The following is a 17,205-nucleotide window of genomic DNA, read 5'->3' as shown; positions in this document are numbered from 1 at the left end:
GTTATCCTACTTTAAATGCCAGTTGAACAATTTTTTCGAATCCGTTGAATTTTTTTGAGTAAGTGTTGCCACTGATCTCACCGGTAGTGGCCAACGGGAGGAAGTATACGCTGCCACCGCCTGCGCTTCCATTATAAGTGGCTAATGTGATGGTATTATCTTTTAATTTCATCGCAGTGATATGCTCGCCTGCTTCAAACTGGTAGATCACGCGGCTCTGGTTGGCAGCCATATCATGGAGATACAACTTATTGTCTGCCGCATAATACATTTGCCTGACTGTGTTGGGGAAAAGATATTCAGGGCTGCGATGTATATCAGGACTGTTCAGCATAGGCTGCATGGCCGCTGCTACGGGCGTAGTGGTCATGTTTCCGTTTGCATTGATGGTGTACAGGAAGCAATTATCATCATTCTCATTTTTGAAAATGGCATACCAGTTATCCGGCCAGAGATCCCAGCCCATGCCTGGTTTCATCGTCAGCATCTTCTTATGAACATTGTTCAGATCGAATGCCATGTTGGTATTAGCAGGGAATACTTTGAGGGATGTAGAAGTGCCGCCGCCATCGTAGAGGAAACGGTAATTGGCCTGATCGAAGAAGATGGCGCCATATCCCAGCCCACCTGCCACAAAAGGTGCCACTGAATAGCCTTTATTATCGGGCTGGGTATAAGCTGTTCCAAAAAGCAGTGATGTGAAAGTTCCATTCAGCGCGTACACTTTTCCATTATTGAAAGTGAAAGGGCCATACTGGAAAAGGCTTGGCTTGTGCATATTGTATGGATCCACCACCGGCGGCCTTGCATAGAACATATCTTCATAATCTCCTGCCACCTGTAAAGAAGTATTGTCCAGTACATAACCACCGCCATCGAAGTACACGAGGTTCAATGTTCCCAGGAGACTTCCCGTAGCTACGCTGATCACATCGCGGGCAGTAGCCGGCAATGGTTTTTCGGGATTGCCTGCTGAATATACATTCCGTATCACTTTATCTCCGGGTGTAATAAAGCTCAGATCTGCATTGATGCCGGTATGCTCCAGCAGCATCCAGCCGGATTGCAGTTCAGTAGTGATCTGGAGATACAATCGTTTGAAATATTTCACATCGGTAACCGTATCGATCGCTACAAAATCGAATGGATGATAATAAGTGCCGGCCTGCAGGGTGATCTGTTCGCGGATACTGCGGTCAGTGGAGATGGTTACGATCTTGCCGCTGCTCAATGGCTCGGCGGGATCTTCAACACCAACCACGCGCCATTCAAATTTTAGCCGGTTGGTATCGGGGCCGGATAGCTTAGGTATGATGTGCAGGGTATCGAGCCTGTTGACGCGAAATGTATCGGCAATGAAACTTGCTACAATATCATTGATCGCATTATAGTTGTAGTTGCCTTTGTCTTTGTAGCAACTGTTCAGTACAGTTGCCATGATGAGTATATAAAGAAGTCGTTTCATAGATCAAATGTTTTAGGGGATTACTACAACATTGTTGTTTTCGTCTATCAGCGGGCCATTAGCGGTGGTGTATTCCAGTAAAGCATTCCTCACTGTGTTTTGATAGAACTGCATTTTCGGGAAATTCACCGGATTAGGTCCGGTCGTAGAGAAAGATGATACACCCAGCACACCGGTAATGAACCTGAACTTCACGTTACTGTAGGCGCCAAAGAAGGTGATCAGGTAAGAATCCCAGTTGTCCGGCTTCAATAATCTGTCTGTGAAAATGATCTTCACCTTGTTCCTGCCGTAATATCGGCCATCTCCCATGATGGTATCTTTCATCAGCACCGGGAAATCTTCAGATGGTTGCAGACGCAGGCTCAGCACAACAGAACTGTTGAGCAGGGAAGCATCGCGCAGCAATACCACTCCCAGCCGGGTATCGAAATCTCCTTTGGGCATGATATTGTTCAGGAATTTATAATGTTTGTCTTTAATGGCAGTAGTGCCTTCATTGTCTGCTACCAGGTTGATGTTCCTGTCCTTGTCAGCTGTACTTCCCGAAGCGCGTACGTTCAGCCAAATGGTATCTGTTTCAACAGTGCTGCTTTTTTCAACAAAAGTGTAACTGACGCTGTCGATATTGAAGGAGCGGAGCATATCATAAATAAAATACACGGCGGGCGCTGCATTGGATGAATCGCTGATCTCATCCTTCTTACAGGCAGTCAGCCATCCAAGTAATACTATATAGATGATCGTTTGTTTCATGATTGACAATTGAATGATTAGTTTCTATACTGTAGTTCGGAATCAGGCAGTGGCAATGTGTATGCCCTTTCAGATGGAGCAATAACGGAGAACCTGATTACGGGACTATTCAATCTTTTGTAATAGTAGAATAATTGTCCTTCAGCATAGAATTCCTTCTGGTATTCCTTCAACAGTTCCTGTTGAACAGCTGCAGCATCCAGTCCTGTTGGCAGATCGGGGACACCTCTGTATTCACGAACAGTGTTGAGGTAAGTGGTGGCCGTTGCAGGATCGGAACATTCGGCTGCGATATAATACATTTCAGGAAGACGGACCAGCGGCACCCAGTTATTGAAAATGGGATTGGAAGATTCCTGCCACCATTTGGAGCAGAAGTATACGCTGCCACTCAGCTCCCAAAGGCGTCCGTAACGGATATCGCTCACACCGCCGGCGTTGATCTCATAGATCTGGTCCACAACTCCACCATTACCATAGGAATTGGTAAGCTGTATGTCTGTGCCAACATTCACTCCTCCTGTGACCCTGAAATACTTATTCTCCAGTGGTCGTATATCGAACTTACTGAGCGCAAATACATGTTCGGGAATGAAGGTCCGGTCATTGAGATCGGAGATCCTCTTCGGGGTCTGGAAATCGAAGAAGCCTGCATCGATTACATTCTGCGCATGAACCAGCGCCTGTTGCTTATCTCCTTTATAGAGGTAAGCCCTTGCCAGTGTTGCTTCTGCGGCCCAGTAATTGAAATGGCTCTGGCGATGGTTCAGCCAATCGTTCTGCAACTGGTTTTCCGGTTCGTAATAATTATAGTTGATGGTCTTGTAGCCACTCAGCAATGCCGAAGCAGTTTTGAGTTCAGAGATCACCGAGTCGAGCGCAGCACTCACGGTAGATAAGGGTGTAACGCCGCCGGATACAGTTTTAATATAGGGGATGGCAGGTTTTGCTGCACCTGTCAGACAGGGAGCGCCGAACAAACGCAGCAGGTCGAAATGCAGGAAGGCGCGCAGGCCGATGGCCTCCCCTTTGATCAGGTCATAGTTCTGCGGCTGGAACATACTTTTCTTTCCTTCGATGTTGAGCAGCACATTGTTCAGGTTGGTGATGGAAAAATACATCAGGCTCCAGATACTGTCGATCCTTGTTTTCACGCCACCATCGAGGTAATTGTAATTGGCAACCTGGTAAAAAATATGACTGGGTTTTGACTGGCAGTTGTATTGCTGGGCCAGCACATCCAGGAAGCTCATCGTGAGTTGTTCTCCATACAATGAAGACCGCGACATGGTTGTATACACACCGTACATGGCATCTTCAAATCCTTTTTCAGATTTGAACAATTGCTCTGATTCGATCAGGGTCTTTGGTTTTGCGTCCAGCCATTTATTGCAGCCGGAGGCTATAGTGAGCAGCGAAATGAAAATCAGTAAAAGTCTCATACAAATCTTTTTTACATATTAGAAACCGAGTTGCAGCGACAAGGCATAGTTCCTGGCGAAAGGATAATCCAATCCTCTCTCCTGCCTAACTGAAGAAATCACAAACGGGTTATTGATATAGAAATAGCACTGGAAGCGGCTCATATGCCATTTGCTGGTCAGTTTTTTCGGGAACAGGTAACCGAGCGTGATGGCATCGCAGTACAGCGCATTGTTGTCCTGTATGAAGCGGGAGCTTGCTTTGGTAACATCGGTGCGGGGGCTGCCGCCGATAGTGGCAATACCTTTGAAACGTGCCTGGTCACCGGGTTTCTGCCAGCGGTCTGTGAGTACGCGTTCATCAACATTGTAAATGGGATCGGCATTCTCTACCCGGTCTGCCAGGGTACGGTTGTAAACCTGTCCCCCCAATTCTGTGCGCATACTAACGTTGATGCTTATACCCTTATACATAAAATTGGTGCCGAGGTTGCCATTCAATTTGGGTTGGTTATCGCCCACGGGCACTTCATCTAGCGGGTTCCACAGGTAGGTTTGCTGCCCATCACGTGTAAGGAAGATCTCATTGCCGGTACTGGGATCGATGCCCAGTGAGCGGACTGCATAGATGGTGCTCACGCTTTGGCCTTCCTGGTATTGCAACACCGGCGCCGTGATGGGATTGGTGGGCTTTGTTTGTTCGCCCAGCGCCTTATCGTTTTGTGCTTTCAGGGCATCGGAGATCTTCAGCAGTTTGTTCTTGTTATGAAGCAGGTTGCCATAAAAACTCCAGTACAGATTTCTTCTTTCATTCTTTATCACAAAAGCTGTGAGGTAAAGCTCGATGCCTTTATTCTGTACAACGCCCAGGTTAGCGAAATAACTGTTGAAGCCGGAAGAAGGTGTGGTATTGATGGAAGTGAAAAGATCCTCTGTTCTTTCCTGATAGTAGTTGACGGTTGCCTGGATACGCCCTTTGAAAAACTCGAGGTCTGCGCCTGCGTTCAGCTTATTGGTTTGCTGCCAGCGCAAATCAGGATTGCCGAGACTAAGCATGGTTGCGCCGATATGATCAAGGTATCTCGTGGAAGTGAGATAGGAATAAGTTTGCGCTGAAGCGAAAGAAGGAAAGTTTTGCGAACCGGTAGATCCGTAAGATGCGCGCAGTTTGAAACGGTTGATCAGTTCAGGCAGTTGAATGAATTTTTCTTTATGGAGGTTCCATCCGATTCCCACCGACCAGAAAGGTGCGAAGTGTTGATTGGAACCGAAAAGGGAAGAGCCATCGCGACGGAAAGATACATCCAGCAGGTAACGATAATCATAGGCATAGCTGAGGTTCCCGTAATAACTAACCAGACGTAAGATGGCTTCTGATCCCGTCGGCTTATCATTCGCAGGGTATTGCAAACCAAAGAGCAGATCATCCATTTCTGAATTGGGAAAGCCCTGCACTGTAATTGTGCTGGTATAAGTCCTGTCTTGCTGAATATGATAACCGCCTGTTGCAAATACAGTATGCTTGCCGAAGTTCTTTCCATAGTTCAGGAACACATCCCCCTGGTAGCTGGTGTTGTTGCCGTTCATTTGCTGGAAGTAACCGCGTGTGGAAATTAAACTGTCCGGCGTTCTTACAAATTCCACGGCATCGGCTGGCAAGAATACCACACCTTCATTCTTCTGCGTGTACATGCTGAAGCGGGTGCTGAATTTTAAAGCGGGTAAAATATTCCAGTCGGCCTGGAAGTTATTGGTAACATTCAGGTACTTCGTATAATTATGCGTTTTCAAAGTGGAGTTATAGAGTGGATTGTAGGCGATGAAGTACCAATTCGCCGGATCATCCGGCCCCTGTAAAATTTTGTTCACTTTTCCTGAAACGCTGTCTGCCGGGCGCCAGTAAGGATTCATTTTTGCATACTGGGAGAAGTTTCCATAAGGAGAATTGACTGAATTGTTATGGGTAACTGAAAGGTAGTTGGTGAATTGCAGGTTGTTCTTGTGGTACATCAGGTTCACACCACCGGAAATATTCTCACGCTTCGATCCTTTCATCACGCCGGGTGCATTGTTGTAGGCGAGGTCTACACCATATCGCATGTAATCATCGCCCCCTCCGAGAAAAATGCTATGACGCTGCCCGAAAGATGTTTGCAGGGGTTTCGATAACCAGTATGTGTTGACGCCTCTCCTGGCTTCTGCCAGACGCTGGTTATACAAACGCTCCCGTTCTTCCTTCTCTTCAAGTTTCATTGAAGGATTGATATTGTAAATACCGGCAGCCAGTTCCAGTTGAAGCTTCCGTTCTGCATTCAGCAAATGATAACTGGTAAGATCAGGAGCGTTCAGTGAAAGATTATTGTTATAACCGAATTGCAATTTGCCTTTTTTCGGTTGCAGGGTTTCAATCACCAGTACCCCATTGGCAGCTTTTGAGCCATAGATAGAAGTGGCGGCTGCATCTTTGAGGATGGTTACACGGGCAACACGGTTCATGTCCAGATCGTATATCCGTTGCAGTGGTACTTCAAAACCATCAAGGATCAGGAGTGGCGGGTTGCTGATATAGCCATACTGACTGGTCAGGTCTGTGTTGGCGATACTGTTGGAACCGCGCACCTGGATCTGCGGTAGCTGGTTGGGATCGGAACCCGTATTGATATTGGAAGGCATTTGAATGGATGCATCCAGTGAGCGGATGGCAGCAAGCACATTCGTGTTGTTCACTTTTCTCAATTCCTCAACGGTGTAGGATTGTGCAGCACCGGTATAATTCTCCACAGGTCTTTTGTAGATACCATTCACAACAGCATCTTCCAGTTTTACTACCAATGGCTTCAGGGAAACCCGAAGTGGCTTGTCCGTCACTTTCACTTCCTGCGATTCATAGTTCACGAAAGAAACCACCAGCACATCGCCTGTTTTGGCAGTTATGGAAAAGCGGCCGTCGGGGCCGGTTACAACAGCCAGTTTGGTGTTCTTCACCGTTACGGTGGCACCCTGCATGGGTTTACCATTTTCATCGGTGACCAAACCCGTTACAGGCGGAGGTAGCGCGCCAATGATAAGCCTTACAGGCTCTTCCCTGGTAACCTCAACAGTTTTGCGGAACAGGAGAATGGTCTTGCTCTTGATGATGTAATCCAGGGGTTGATCATTGAACAACAAGCTGAGGAACTGTTGTAATGGAAGATTGCTGGCCCGGATAGAAACGGGCTTCACACTTTGCAATACCGGTTCGTTGTAAACGAAGAGATAACCGGTTTGCTTTTCCACTTCCAGGAAAACAGATTTGATATCTGCACTCTTTCCTGAATAACTTACTTTTTGCGAAAGGCCTTCGGCGCTCACATTCACAAAGGCCGCAGTCAATAACACAACCATTAGTTTCATTACTAACAGCGCCTGCCTTCCCGGCAAGCAGGTTTTGGTGATGGTGTGGCCGCCCCCACGGGCAAGGCCACTGCCAATAGCAGTTTTTTGCATACTTTCGTAGCGTTTTGGTGATCAAAATGAATAAGTAGTCTTTGTCGAGACCTTGTTTATAATTGCCAAACATCCGCCGGCAGTGGTACCAACACTTCCGGCATTTGTTTTTTATGGCAGGCTTGTGATGGAGTTTTTATTGCCCCTGTACGATAATTGTCTTACCCCTCATCTCTGTTCGCACATCATTCTTCCATAGCCAGAAAAGAATATCCTGCAGACTGAGCCCCCGGTCCATCTTACCATTGATCTCGAGCACCGGTGGCGTGCCAGTATATTGAACATCTACATTGTACCATCTTTCCAGTTGTTTCATTACCAGCTGCAGACTGGTTTTACTGAAATGGAATAGTCCATTTTTCCATGCCACCACCTGCGCCGTTTGCACAGAGCGATCGATGCTTACCGTTGCATTGCCTTCAGCAACAACCTGCTCACCTGGTAGAAGTATCACCTGCCCTACTTTGATCTTTCCTTCCAGGAGTGTAGTTCTGGTAAGGCCATCATCATTATAGGCATTCACATTGAAATGAGTTCCGAGAACTTCAATGGTGTTACTATTTTGAATACTCACTTTGAAAGGCTGCGTTGCATTCTTCGCCACTTCAAAATAAGCTTCGCCAGTAACGGACACTTTTCTTTCATTCCCTGAAAACGAGGTGGGATAAGTGATTGAGGAGGCTGCATTCAACCATACGTTAGTGCCATCGGGCAGCACCAGCTGAAACTGTCTGCCTTTGGGTGTTGTCATGGTATTATAGCTTGCAGTACCCTCTCCGGTTGCAGCATCATATACCAGTTGGCCGTTGTTGATGGAAACAGAAGTGTTTCCCTGCGTGGCGATAACGCCGTTCCTGATACTGTCGAGCACCAGCGTACGACCATCAGACAGTGTGAGGACAGCGCCATTTGACCCGGGCCCGATGATTTTGTTTTCAACTATCTGCGGTACAGTTTTCTCCTTTTGCATTAACCACCAACCGGCGGCAAGTGCAATGAAAACTACTGCAGCTGCAGCTGCCCACCGTATATACCGGATCCGCGCAGGCCTTTTTGCTTCTCTGAACATTGCCGTCAATAGTCTTTGCGACATATCCTCCGGCATTTCCGTGTGGGGCGTATGATCTTCCCAGGCATTGCGTAGCAATTCTTTCAGGGGTTCGTTGTTGCCCGGCATAATGATCCAGGCGGCCAGTTCCTCCTTTTCTTCAGGAGTACAGCTATTGTTGAAGAACCGCTGAACCAGGTATTGTATCCTTTCTGTAGGCATGTTAGTTGGGTTTCCTGTACAGACGACTACCGGGAAACAAAACAGGCCTGGTCAAAAACAGGATTTTTTTATTTTATTTTTTGAAGGGTATCCAGCAGTATATATAATCCGCCGATTAGCAAAGCATTGGAAGAAGAATGAAAATGCTGGCGGATGATGCGGAGCGCATCGATCATATGGTTCTTTACCGTTGAGGCGGAGATATTCAATTCGGCAGCGATCTCCTCGTACTTCAATCCTTTTTCACGGCTCAGGGTGAATACGAGTTTTTGCTGGGGAGTGAGTTTGGAAACTGCCTGTTGTAGCTGCTCCTGCACTTCTTTAAGCGCCAGATGCTCATCAGTGGTGGATCGGGAGGGACTGGCGCCGCTTGCCATCCGCGATAATATCAGCGTCTCTTTGGCCATTCTCTTGAAATGCGTGATGCACTGGTTCTGCGCCATCCTGAATAGGTAACTGCTGAAACTTTCGATCTCCGTTAGGGAAGACCGGTTCCGCCAAAGCTTCATGAAAATGTCCTGAATTACATCTTCCGTAGCCTCGGGTGATTGTGTAAGCCGCATCAGAAAACTGAACAATTTGTGTCTGTTCTGCAGGAAGAGCTGTGCAAAGGCAGACTCATCGCCGCCGGCCGACAGTTGCAGGAGTTCCTTTTCATTATGTGTTTGACCGGCAGGCAAATTATTTTGACGGGAATTGATTAAGGGGTTAATTAATGGAGGAAAGGCAGGAATGGTACTTGAAATCAAAAGTATCATAAACGAAAAGGGCATCCAAAATCTTTTTGGAACATCCGGCAAAAGCTCAGTGCATTATTACCTTCAAATTCTCCAAAAGTTCTTACCTTATCCCTGCCATAAATTTAGAATTTCTTCAAAATGCAGAAATACCTTGCAGCATGAAAATTCTCATTGTAGAGGATGAACCGGAGCTGGCCAAAAGCATCAAACAATACCTGACCACTGAACAATATCTCTGTGAAGTGGCATATAACTATGCAGAAGCCCTGGAAAAAACAGATCTGTACTCTTATGATTGCATCTTACTTGATCTGATGCTGCCAGGCGGCGATGGCATGAAAATTCTCAGGCATCTCAAAGAAGAAAACAAACAGGATGGCGTGATCATCATCTCTGCAAAAGATTCACTGGACGATAAAATAACAGGGCTCCAGATCGGCGCAGACGACTATCTCGCCAAACCTTTTCATCTACCCGAACTGGCAGCTCGTATCCATTCTGTGATCCGGCGGAAAAATTTCGGTCACTCCAATATCATTGAACAAAACGAGATCAGTGTAGATCTCCTGGCCCGGAAAGTAATGGTCAATAATAAAGAAGTGCCGCTCACTAAAAAAGAATTCGATCTCCTTCTTTATTTCATCAGTAATAAGAATCGCGTGATTTCCAGGAATGCGCTTGCCGAACACCTGACCGGTGATATGGCTGATCTGTTCGACAATCATCATGTTATTTATGTCCATATCAGGAACCTGAAGAAAAAACTCAGCGATGCCGGCAGTGCCAATTACCTGAAAACATTATACGGAACCGGATATAAATGGGATATATGAATAATCTTCTCAACCGATCCCTCAAAAGATTCCTGCTGTATTCCGGGCTCATCCTGATAGCCGGAATACCGATCTATTATCTTGCTCTCAGCAGGCTATGGCAATATGAATTGGATGAGCATCAGATCATACTTACGCCGGAAGCCCGCCGCGAAGACAGCCTCCTCATCATTGGCGCCGTAACCATTCTCACCGTTATCTTCTTTGCACTCCTCCTCGGAGGCTTCATCCTCATCAACCGGAGGATCTCCCGTCAACTCTGGCAACCATTCTACAATACCCTGGAACGCATAAGACAATTCGACCTGAACAGGCAACAACCAGTAGAATTCACCCCTACAGATATTGCAGAATTTTCCAGATTGAATGAAGCACTCGACAAACTGTTATCAGCCAACATGGCTACTTATCACAGACAGAAGGAGTTTGCAGATAATGCCTCCCACGAATTACAAACACCTATCGCCATTGCCCAATCGAAGCTGGAAGTATTACTGCAAAGCCAGCCCCTTAATGATGATCAGTTCGAACAGATAGAAGAAGCCCTCAATGCCCTATCAAGGGTAAGCAGGATCAACAAGAACCTTTTATTACTCACCAAGATCGAGAACAACCAATACGCAGATCTGGAAACAATAAAACTCTCTGCCCTGGTTACAGACATCTTACAAATGCTGGAAAATTTCCTGGAAGAGAAAAACCTCCGGCTTACCACCTCTGTCCAGGAGAATATCGAAGTGCAGGGGAACCGGATCCTGGTGGAAATACTGGTACAAAACCTGATCAACAATATCATCCGGCATAGTCCCGAAGGGAGCTCTATTTCTATTTCCCTCAACAAACACCTGCTTCAGCTTACCAATGCCGGCACCAGTCCGCTCGATGCCGGCCGTCTGTTCATGCGATTCGCCACTACCGGATCGCATGCTCCGGGCACAGGATTAGGTTTAGCAATTGTTAAACAAATAGCCGACCGTTATCGCTGGAAGATTGATTATCAATTTCAAAACAACAATCATATTTTCTCCATACAATTCTGATTTAAAATTCCTTTCAAATCTGGTCGTAATCTGCGACCATGAAATATTCCCTGTTACTCCTAAGTGTTTTATGGCAGCTCAGTTCCAAAGCACAATCATCCAAAACAACCTTATCCGGAACTGTGCGGGATGCCACACAATCAGCGCTTCCTTTTGTGAATGTTACCCTGCTGGCAGTAAAAGACAGCAGTTTAGTGGCAGGAACCATCACCAATGAAAAAGGAATGTTCTCCATCGGGATATTACGCCCGGCAAGTACATCCTGCGATGCTCCTACACCGGATTCCAAACTACAGAACAGGCTGTTCTCATAGGAAGGCTCAGTAATTTCCTGGACCTTGGCATCCTTACGCTCAATCCTGTAGCAGCTGCATTGAATGAAGTAACGGTAACAGCTAAACGATCTGCCGTATCAGCCGCAATGGATAAGAAAACATTCAGCCTGGCCGGCAATATCAGTCAGGCCGGCGGTTCTGTACTGGATGCCATGAGGAACCTGCCCGGCATCACTTCCCAGGACGGCAAATTGCAATTAAGGGGAAGCGACAAGGTAATGGTATTGATCGATGGAAAACAAACTGCCCTCACAGGATTTGGAGGGCAAGCAAGCCTGGAGAACATTCCGGCTTCCGCCATCGAGAAGATCGAGATCATCAATAACCCTTCTGCCAGGTACGATGCCAACGGGAATGCCGGCATCATCAATATCATCTTCAAAAAAGAAAAGAAAGAAGGCTTTAACGGTAAACTTGGAATTAGCGCAGGAGCAGGAGCCTTATGGATCAAAAAAGAAAACTATCCCGGTATCCGCCCCCAATACCAGGCAACACCAAAGATCAATCCCTCCCTCTCACTCAATTACAGGAAGAACAAAACGAATATTTTCCTGCAGGCTGATAATATGTACACCAAAACTCTCAATAAGAACGAGTTTGCCGATCGTTTTTATGATAATGGAGATACCATTCGCCAACAAACCAAAAGAAACCGCACCACCAATATCGTAACTGTTCGAACAGGAGTGGACTGGTTCAAAGACGCATCAAACACATTCACTGTTTCCGGTTTATTCAGCAGTGAAAGTATAATCGACCGTGGCGATGAGCCCTTCTTCAATGCAAGTCTTAAGGAACAACAGCGTCTCTGGCAGTTCCTCGAGGATGAAGTAAAAACAACTGCCACGGCCACCGCAATCTGGCAGCATAAATTCGCTCAGCCAGGCCGTTTGCTGAATATCAATTTCAACTACACTTTTCACCGGGAAGATGAAAAATATTTCTTTACAAATATAATGCCTTCCTTTACCGGCCTCGATTCCTTTGCCCTGCTTTCCGATGAACATGTTGCCGATCTCAACCTCGACTATATACATCCCTTGAAATACGGACGTTTTGAAACAGGACTGAAGTTCAGAAGACGCTTTATCCCGGTGAATATGCAATTCAAACCCGGCCTCAATTCTCCACTTGATACAAAAGCCGGCGGAAGGGCAGACTACAGCGAGACCATCCCTGCCATCTATGCCAATTATGTTCTGGAGAGTAATCGGTATGAACTGGAAGCAGGTATGCGCGCAGAATATGTACATGTGGAATACGATGTGAACCCGGACCATCCTGTTTATAAAAGTGACAGGTACCATTATCTGCAGCCCTTTGTCAATCTTCGCCTGGGTTATAAGATCGATGAAAACAATAAAATATCCCTTAGCTATAACCGCCGTGTAGACCGGCCCAATGAAGTGGATATCCGGATATTTCCGAAATACGATGATGCAGAGATCATCAAGGTAGGCAACCCTGCCCTGCGTCCGCAATTCACCAGCAATTTCGAACTGGGATACAAAACATCCTGGCAATCCGGTAATTTCTTTGCAGCTGCCTATTATAAGCACACAAACGCCACCATCACACGCATCGGCACTGTTGTACCGGGTAGCACCATCATCTACAATGTGTTCCAGAATGCAGGAAACAGTTATTCATATGGGCTGGAATTCATGATCTCACAGGAAGCCGCTAAATGGGCTACCATCAATCTCAACCTCAATGGCTATAAGAATATTATCGATGCCTTCAGCATCGTCAACAAATATCCGGTTGAAAGTATTTACGATGCTGCAAGAGAGGACATATTTTCCGGGAACATCAAGCTCAATATAAATTTCCACCTGCCTTATCAGGCAGAAGCACAGTTGACAGCTATCTACCAGGCTCCGGACCTCGTGCCACAAGGCAAAACATTCGAACGGTTTTCCATTGACGCAGGTGTAAAAAAACAAATCCAGCAAGGGAAAGGAGAGCTCTTCCTCAACGCAACGGACATAGCCAATACACTGCAATTGAAAAGAGAAATAAAAGGCAATGGATTCAGGTACACCAGCACAGACTATTATGAAACACAGGTCTTCCGCCTGGGATATGCTTACAAATTCTAAACTATGAAACACAGATCCCGAATCAACCAGTACAGCCTGCTGACAGGTTTTGCAGCCATGTATCTTTCATTATCGCTCCTGATGCGCGTAATATTGTTATTGGTTTCCATCAGCAATGCAGCACCAACATTCCCTGCCCTGGTCCGAATTTTCGGTGTTGGATTAATGTTCGATATAGGAGTGGCTGTATTTTTTCTATTCCCTTATGCAACCTATTTACTGCTATTCCCTCCGAAATTCAGTAACAGCATCATCAATAAAGTGATCACCTACGCGGGATTCTTCCTGGGAACACTGATACTGATGTTCTCCTTCTTTGCAGAGCTTACGTTCTGGCTGGAATTTGAAAGCCGTTTCAATTTCATTGCTGTTGACTATCTGGTCTACACCTATGAAGTGGTGCAAAATATCAATGAATCCTATCCGTTGCCTGTTCTTATTTCCTGCATGGTTCTGGCTGCATTGCTGATCACCTGGCTATTCACGAAGCAAGGGATCTTTCGCATTTCATTCAACAGTCATTCCCCTTTTCGAATAAGGATTGCTGTATGGGGCATGTTATTGGGTTTGTGCATACTGTATGCTTTTCTTATCAGTAATCAGCTGGCAGATACCGGCCGTAACCGTTATCAGAATGAATTGGCAAAATCAGGAATATATTCATTCTTCTCTGCCTTCAGGAACAACGAGCTCAATTACGATCAGTTTTACCGGAGGATCAATGATGATACTGCCTTTAGCATCACAAGAAAATGCCTGCAGGATTCCAGGAGTCAGTTTCTCAGTGATCAGCTTAGCATACGCAGAAAAATTATTGATTCCGGCAAAGAAATGCGCCCCAATGTGATCCTCGTTACTATCGAAAGTCTCAGTGCTGACTTTATGGACCATTTTGGCAATCAGCAGCACCTCACACCTGTACTGGACTCTCTGGCTAAACAGAACATCGTATTCGAAAATATGTATGCAACGGGCACACGCACAGTAAGGGGTATGGAAGCGTTAACACTGGCTATCCCACCAACCCCTGGAAGCAGTATCGTCCGCCGGCCTGATAACGACAACCTTTTCTCTGTTGGCGCCATATTCCGCTCCAAACAATATGCAACGGCCTTCTTCTATGGGGGTGATGGCTACTTCGATAATATGAACCAGTTCTTTGGCAGCAATGGATATGACATTACCGACAAGGGCCGCAAACTGATGATGGGAGACCACTTCAAAGCCATCCGCCACCAGATCCCTGATTCAACCATAGAGTTCCGGAACGCCTGGGGTATCTGTGATGAAGATGTATATGATGTTGTGATCCGGGATGCTAACCAAAAACATCTTGCAGGAAAACCCTTCTTTGATTTTGTAATGACCACTTCCAATCATCGCCCTTTTACTTATCCCGAAGGCAGGATCAATATTCCTTCAGGATCAGGACGTGAAGGAGCTGTCAGATACACAGATTATGCTATCGGCAAATTCCTTGCAACAGCATCGAAGCAACCCTGGTTCAGGAACACCGTGATCATTTTTATTGCAGACCATTGCGCCAGCAGCGCCGGAAAGAATGAGATCGATGTTTCCAAATATCATATACCCGCTATCATTTGCAACCTTCCCGGCAATCCATCAGGCTCCATTACAAAGCTTTGCTCCCAGATCGATCTGTTCCCTACTCTTTTTGGTATCCTGAACTGGAATTATGTTTCCAATCTATATGGCATGAATGTATTGGAAGAAAAGTATCAGCCCAGAGCTTTCCTGGGTACTTACCAAAAACTGGTTTATCTGAAACAAGACAGCCTGGTTATCCTTTCACCACAACAAAAAGTGGAAACCTATAAATACCTGTTCGCAAATAATGAGCAATTGCCCACCAAATTCAATGGCAATGCAGTGCATGAGGCGATCTCATTTTACCAGTCGGCTTACTACCTCTACAAACATGGCGGGCTCAAATACTGAGATCAGGTTCTGTTCAAAATATCAATCATACACTCATGAAACTCCCTTTTCCCATTCTGTTAGTACTGTCCCTGTCAGTGCAGGTTTGCAGAGCCCAATCTCCCGGAACAATGAGGCAGGATAGTCTTGCTGTCAAAAAGCCTTTTCCAAAATATCAGATCCTGATTCCCGCAACCATGATCACTTACGGTATCGTCTCCATCAAAAACGAGGAATTAAAGGAAGTCAATTCAAACATGAAGGAAGAGCTCTGGACTGAGCGCTCACACAAACAATTATCCATAGACAATTACCTGCAATGGGCTCCTGCTGTTGCAGTGTATGGCCTTAATGCGATGGGCATTAAGGGTGCGCATAATTTCCGCGACCGTACGATAATTTATGGACTGAGTACCGCAATCATGTCTTCCATAGTTTTTACCGGCAAAAGCATCAGCAAGGAATGGCGCCCTGATGGCTCCAACAGTTATTCATTTCCTTCTGGTCATACAGCCAATGCCTTTGCCGCTGCAGAGTTCCTGCGAAGGGAATATAAAGATGTATCGGTTTGGTATGGTGTTGCAGGTTATGCCGTTGCGGCTACTACCGGGTATCTCCGTATGTACAACAACAAACATTGGCTGAGCGATGTGGTTGCCGGAGCTGGCGTAGGCATTCTATCCACAGATCTGGCCTACTACCTGTACCCATCTGTTAAAAGGATTTTCGAAAAGAAAAAAAACAAACCGGTAGTGGCGGTTCCTTTTTATTCCGGCGGAGCTGTTGGTGTAAGTTTAGTGTATCAGTTCTAAAAACAAAAAATGAACTACTTTATATGTGGCTACTTTATTCGCTCTTATCAGCCTTGTTTGCTGCGCTGACCGCCATATTTGCCAAAGCAGGGATTACCAATATCAATTCTAATCTTGCTACCGGTATCAGAACGATCGTAATCCTGCTCATGATCTGGAGTATCATTCTCGCTAAAGGAGAGTTCAAAGGAATCAACGATCTATCGAAACGGAATATTATTTTTCTTACTATTTCCGGGATCGCCACGGGGCTTTCCTGGTTATTTTATTTTAAAGCCCTGCAAACAGGAAAAGTTGCGCAGGTGGCGGCAGTAGATAAACTCAGCGTAGCAATTGCCATTGTTTTGGCAGTAATATTTTTGGGTGAATCATTATCTTTCAAAACTGCTGTTGGAGCCGGTCTCATCGTTTTGGGCACAGTTGTTTTGGCTATGAAATAAGATATCAGCCCAGCCACTCCCCATAAGAAATCCGCATTCTCTCCAATGATGCATACCCTATTTAATCAAAATTTCATCCCACCCATCCCGTTTCCTTTTGCATAAGTACCCTCACCCCATTACCTTTGTCCCGTGAAAAAGTGCTTTTTGCACATATTACTGTTAGTCCTGATCGGTCAATCCACCAATATGGTACAGTTGGTGAAATTGCCCAAGCTATTCGAGCACTTCAAAGAGCACAGGGCGCTCAATCCTGAAGTGGGCATGCTGAAATACCTTTCCATGCACTACTGGGGAGAGGATTTCAATGATGATGATGACGAGAAGGACATGCAGCTCCCCTTCAAGAAATACGATATCAATATTCTGGCTACTCTTTTCGTCTCCAATCATAAACTTCCCGCGCTCACGCCGCATAACTGGATCATCGAAAAAGATTTCGGTATCGAACAGCCGGATTTCTATTATAACCCTGCGGGCCAATCGCTTTTCCGTCCTCCCAGAGCATAGATCACAACGCCATCGTACAGCTTTTCAGGCTGTTTGTAATGCCACTGCCATTCCGGT

The 17,205-nt window shown here is 45.9% G+C and carries 14 protein-coding genes; 8 read left to right on the top strand and 6 right to left on the bottom strand.

Going from position 1 to position 17,205, the window contains the following annotated elements; genetic code table 11:
• Position 1 precedes the first annotated feature (1 nt).
• The 6 genes from FSB84_RS10445 to FSB84_RS10420 all read right to left on the bottom strand — a co-directional run bounded on the left by FSB84_RS10445 (position 2) and on the right by FSB84_RS10420 (position 9,078).
• Entirely contained in the window at positions 2-1,465 is a 1,464-nt protein-coding gene (locus FSB84_RS10445) for a PKD-like family lipoprotein (RefSeq protein ID WP_130541613.1), read from the bottom strand.
• A gap of 12 nt (positions 1,466-1,477) precedes the next feature.
• On the bottom strand, positions 1,478-2,221 hold the full coding sequence (locus tag FSB84_RS10440; protein ID WP_130541614.1) for a DUF4843 domain-containing protein: 744 nt from the start codon (positions 2,219-2,221) through the stop codon (positions 1,478-1,480).
• 17 nt (positions 2,222-2,238) lie between these two features.
• A complete protein-coding gene (locus FSB84_RS10435; protein ID WP_130541615.1) occupies positions 2,239-3,663 on the bottom strand; it encodes a RagB/SusD family nutrient uptake outer membrane protein in 1,425 nt (474 codons plus the stop codon).
• An 18-nt stretch (positions 3,664-3,681) separates the two neighbouring features.
• Positions 3,682-7,128: a SusC/RagA family TonB-linked outer membrane protein gene (locus FSB84_RS10430; RefSeq protein WP_130541616.1), complete on the bottom strand. Its 3,447-nt coding sequence runs from the start codon at positions 7,126-7,128 to the stop codon at positions 3,682-3,684.
• A 136-nt stretch (positions 7,129-7,264) separates the two neighbouring features.
• Positions 7,265-8,398 (bottom strand): FecR family protein, encoded by a 1,134-nt coding sequence (locus tag FSB84_RS10425; protein ID WP_130541617.1) that lies wholly within the window; start codon positions 8,396-8,398, stop codon positions 7,265-7,267.
• Between the two features lie 68 nt (positions 8,399-8,466).
• Positions 8,467-9,078, bottom strand: a complete 612-nt coding sequence (locus tag FSB84_RS10420) for an RNA polymerase sigma factor (RefSeq protein ID WP_158643834.1) — start codon at positions 9,076-9,078, stop codon at positions 8,467-8,469.
• A 218-nt stretch (positions 9,079-9,296) separates the two neighbouring features.
• Between FSB84_RS10420 and FSB84_RS10415 the strand changes: the two genes are divergently transcribed.
• The 8 genes from FSB84_RS10415 to FSB84_RS10385 all read left to right on the top strand — a co-directional run bounded on the left by FSB84_RS10415 (position 9,297) and on the right by FSB84_RS10385 (position 17,148).
• On the top strand, positions 9,297-9,971 hold the full coding sequence (locus tag FSB84_RS10415) for a response regulator transcription factor (protein ID WP_130541619.1): 675 nt from the start codon (positions 9,297-9,299) through the stop codon (positions 9,969-9,971).
• Positions 9,968-11,011, top strand: coding sequence for a sensor histidine kinase (locus FSB84_RS10410; RefSeq protein ID WP_130541620.1), 1,044 nt, complete (start codon positions 9,968-9,970; stop codon positions 11,009-11,011). Before FSB84_RS10415 ends, FSB84_RS10410 begins: the two co-directional genes overlap by 4 nt.
• A gap of 38 nt (positions 11,012-11,049) precedes the next feature.
• Complete coding sequence (locus FSB84_RS31005) at positions 11,050-11,325, top strand: carboxypeptidase-like regulatory domain-containing protein (RefSeq protein ID WP_225980043.1); 276 nt, start codon at positions 11,050-11,052, stop codon at positions 11,323-11,325.
• Between the two features lie 107 nt (positions 11,326-11,432).
• Positions 11,433-13,448, top strand: a complete 2,016-nt coding sequence (locus FSB84_RS10405) for an outer membrane beta-barrel family protein (protein ID WP_225980042.1) — start codon at positions 11,433-11,435, stop codon at positions 13,446-13,448.
• Between the two features lie 3 nt (positions 13,449-13,451).
• The gene (locus FSB84_RS10400) at positions 13,452-15,407 is read left to right on the top strand and encodes an LTA synthase family protein (protein ID WP_130541622.1); all 1,956 of its coding nucleotides are present in this window, start codon (positions 13,452-13,454) and stop codon (positions 15,405-15,407) included.
• Positions 15,408-15,442: 35 nt separating this feature from the next.
• Positions 15,443-16,198 (top strand): phosphatase PAP2 family protein, encoded by a 756-nt coding sequence (locus FSB84_RS10395; protein WP_130541623.1) that lies wholly within the window; start codon positions 15,443-15,445, stop codon positions 16,196-16,198.
• A 23-nt stretch (positions 16,199-16,221) separates the two neighbouring features.
• Positions 16,222-16,638: an EamA family transporter gene (locus tag FSB84_RS10390; RefSeq protein ID WP_130541624.1), complete on the top strand. Its 417-nt coding sequence runs from the start codon at positions 16,222-16,224 to the stop codon at positions 16,636-16,638.
• Between the two features lie 147 nt (positions 16,639-16,785).
• On the top strand, positions 16,786-17,148 hold the full coding sequence (locus tag FSB84_RS10385; RefSeq protein WP_130541625.1) for a hypothetical protein: 363 nt from the start codon (positions 16,786-16,788) through the stop codon (positions 17,146-17,148).
• Positions 17,149-17,205: the final 57 nt, after the last annotated feature.

It is taken from the genome of Pseudobacter ginsenosidimutans (assembly GCF_007970185.1).
Classification (GTDB): domain Bacteria; phylum Bacteroidota; class Bacteroidia; order Chitinophagales; family Chitinophagaceae; genus Pseudobacter; species Pseudobacter ginsenosidimutans.
The sequence above is the reverse complement of the archived record's forward strand: the minus strand, read 5'-3'. Positions and strand labels throughout refer to the sequence as shown.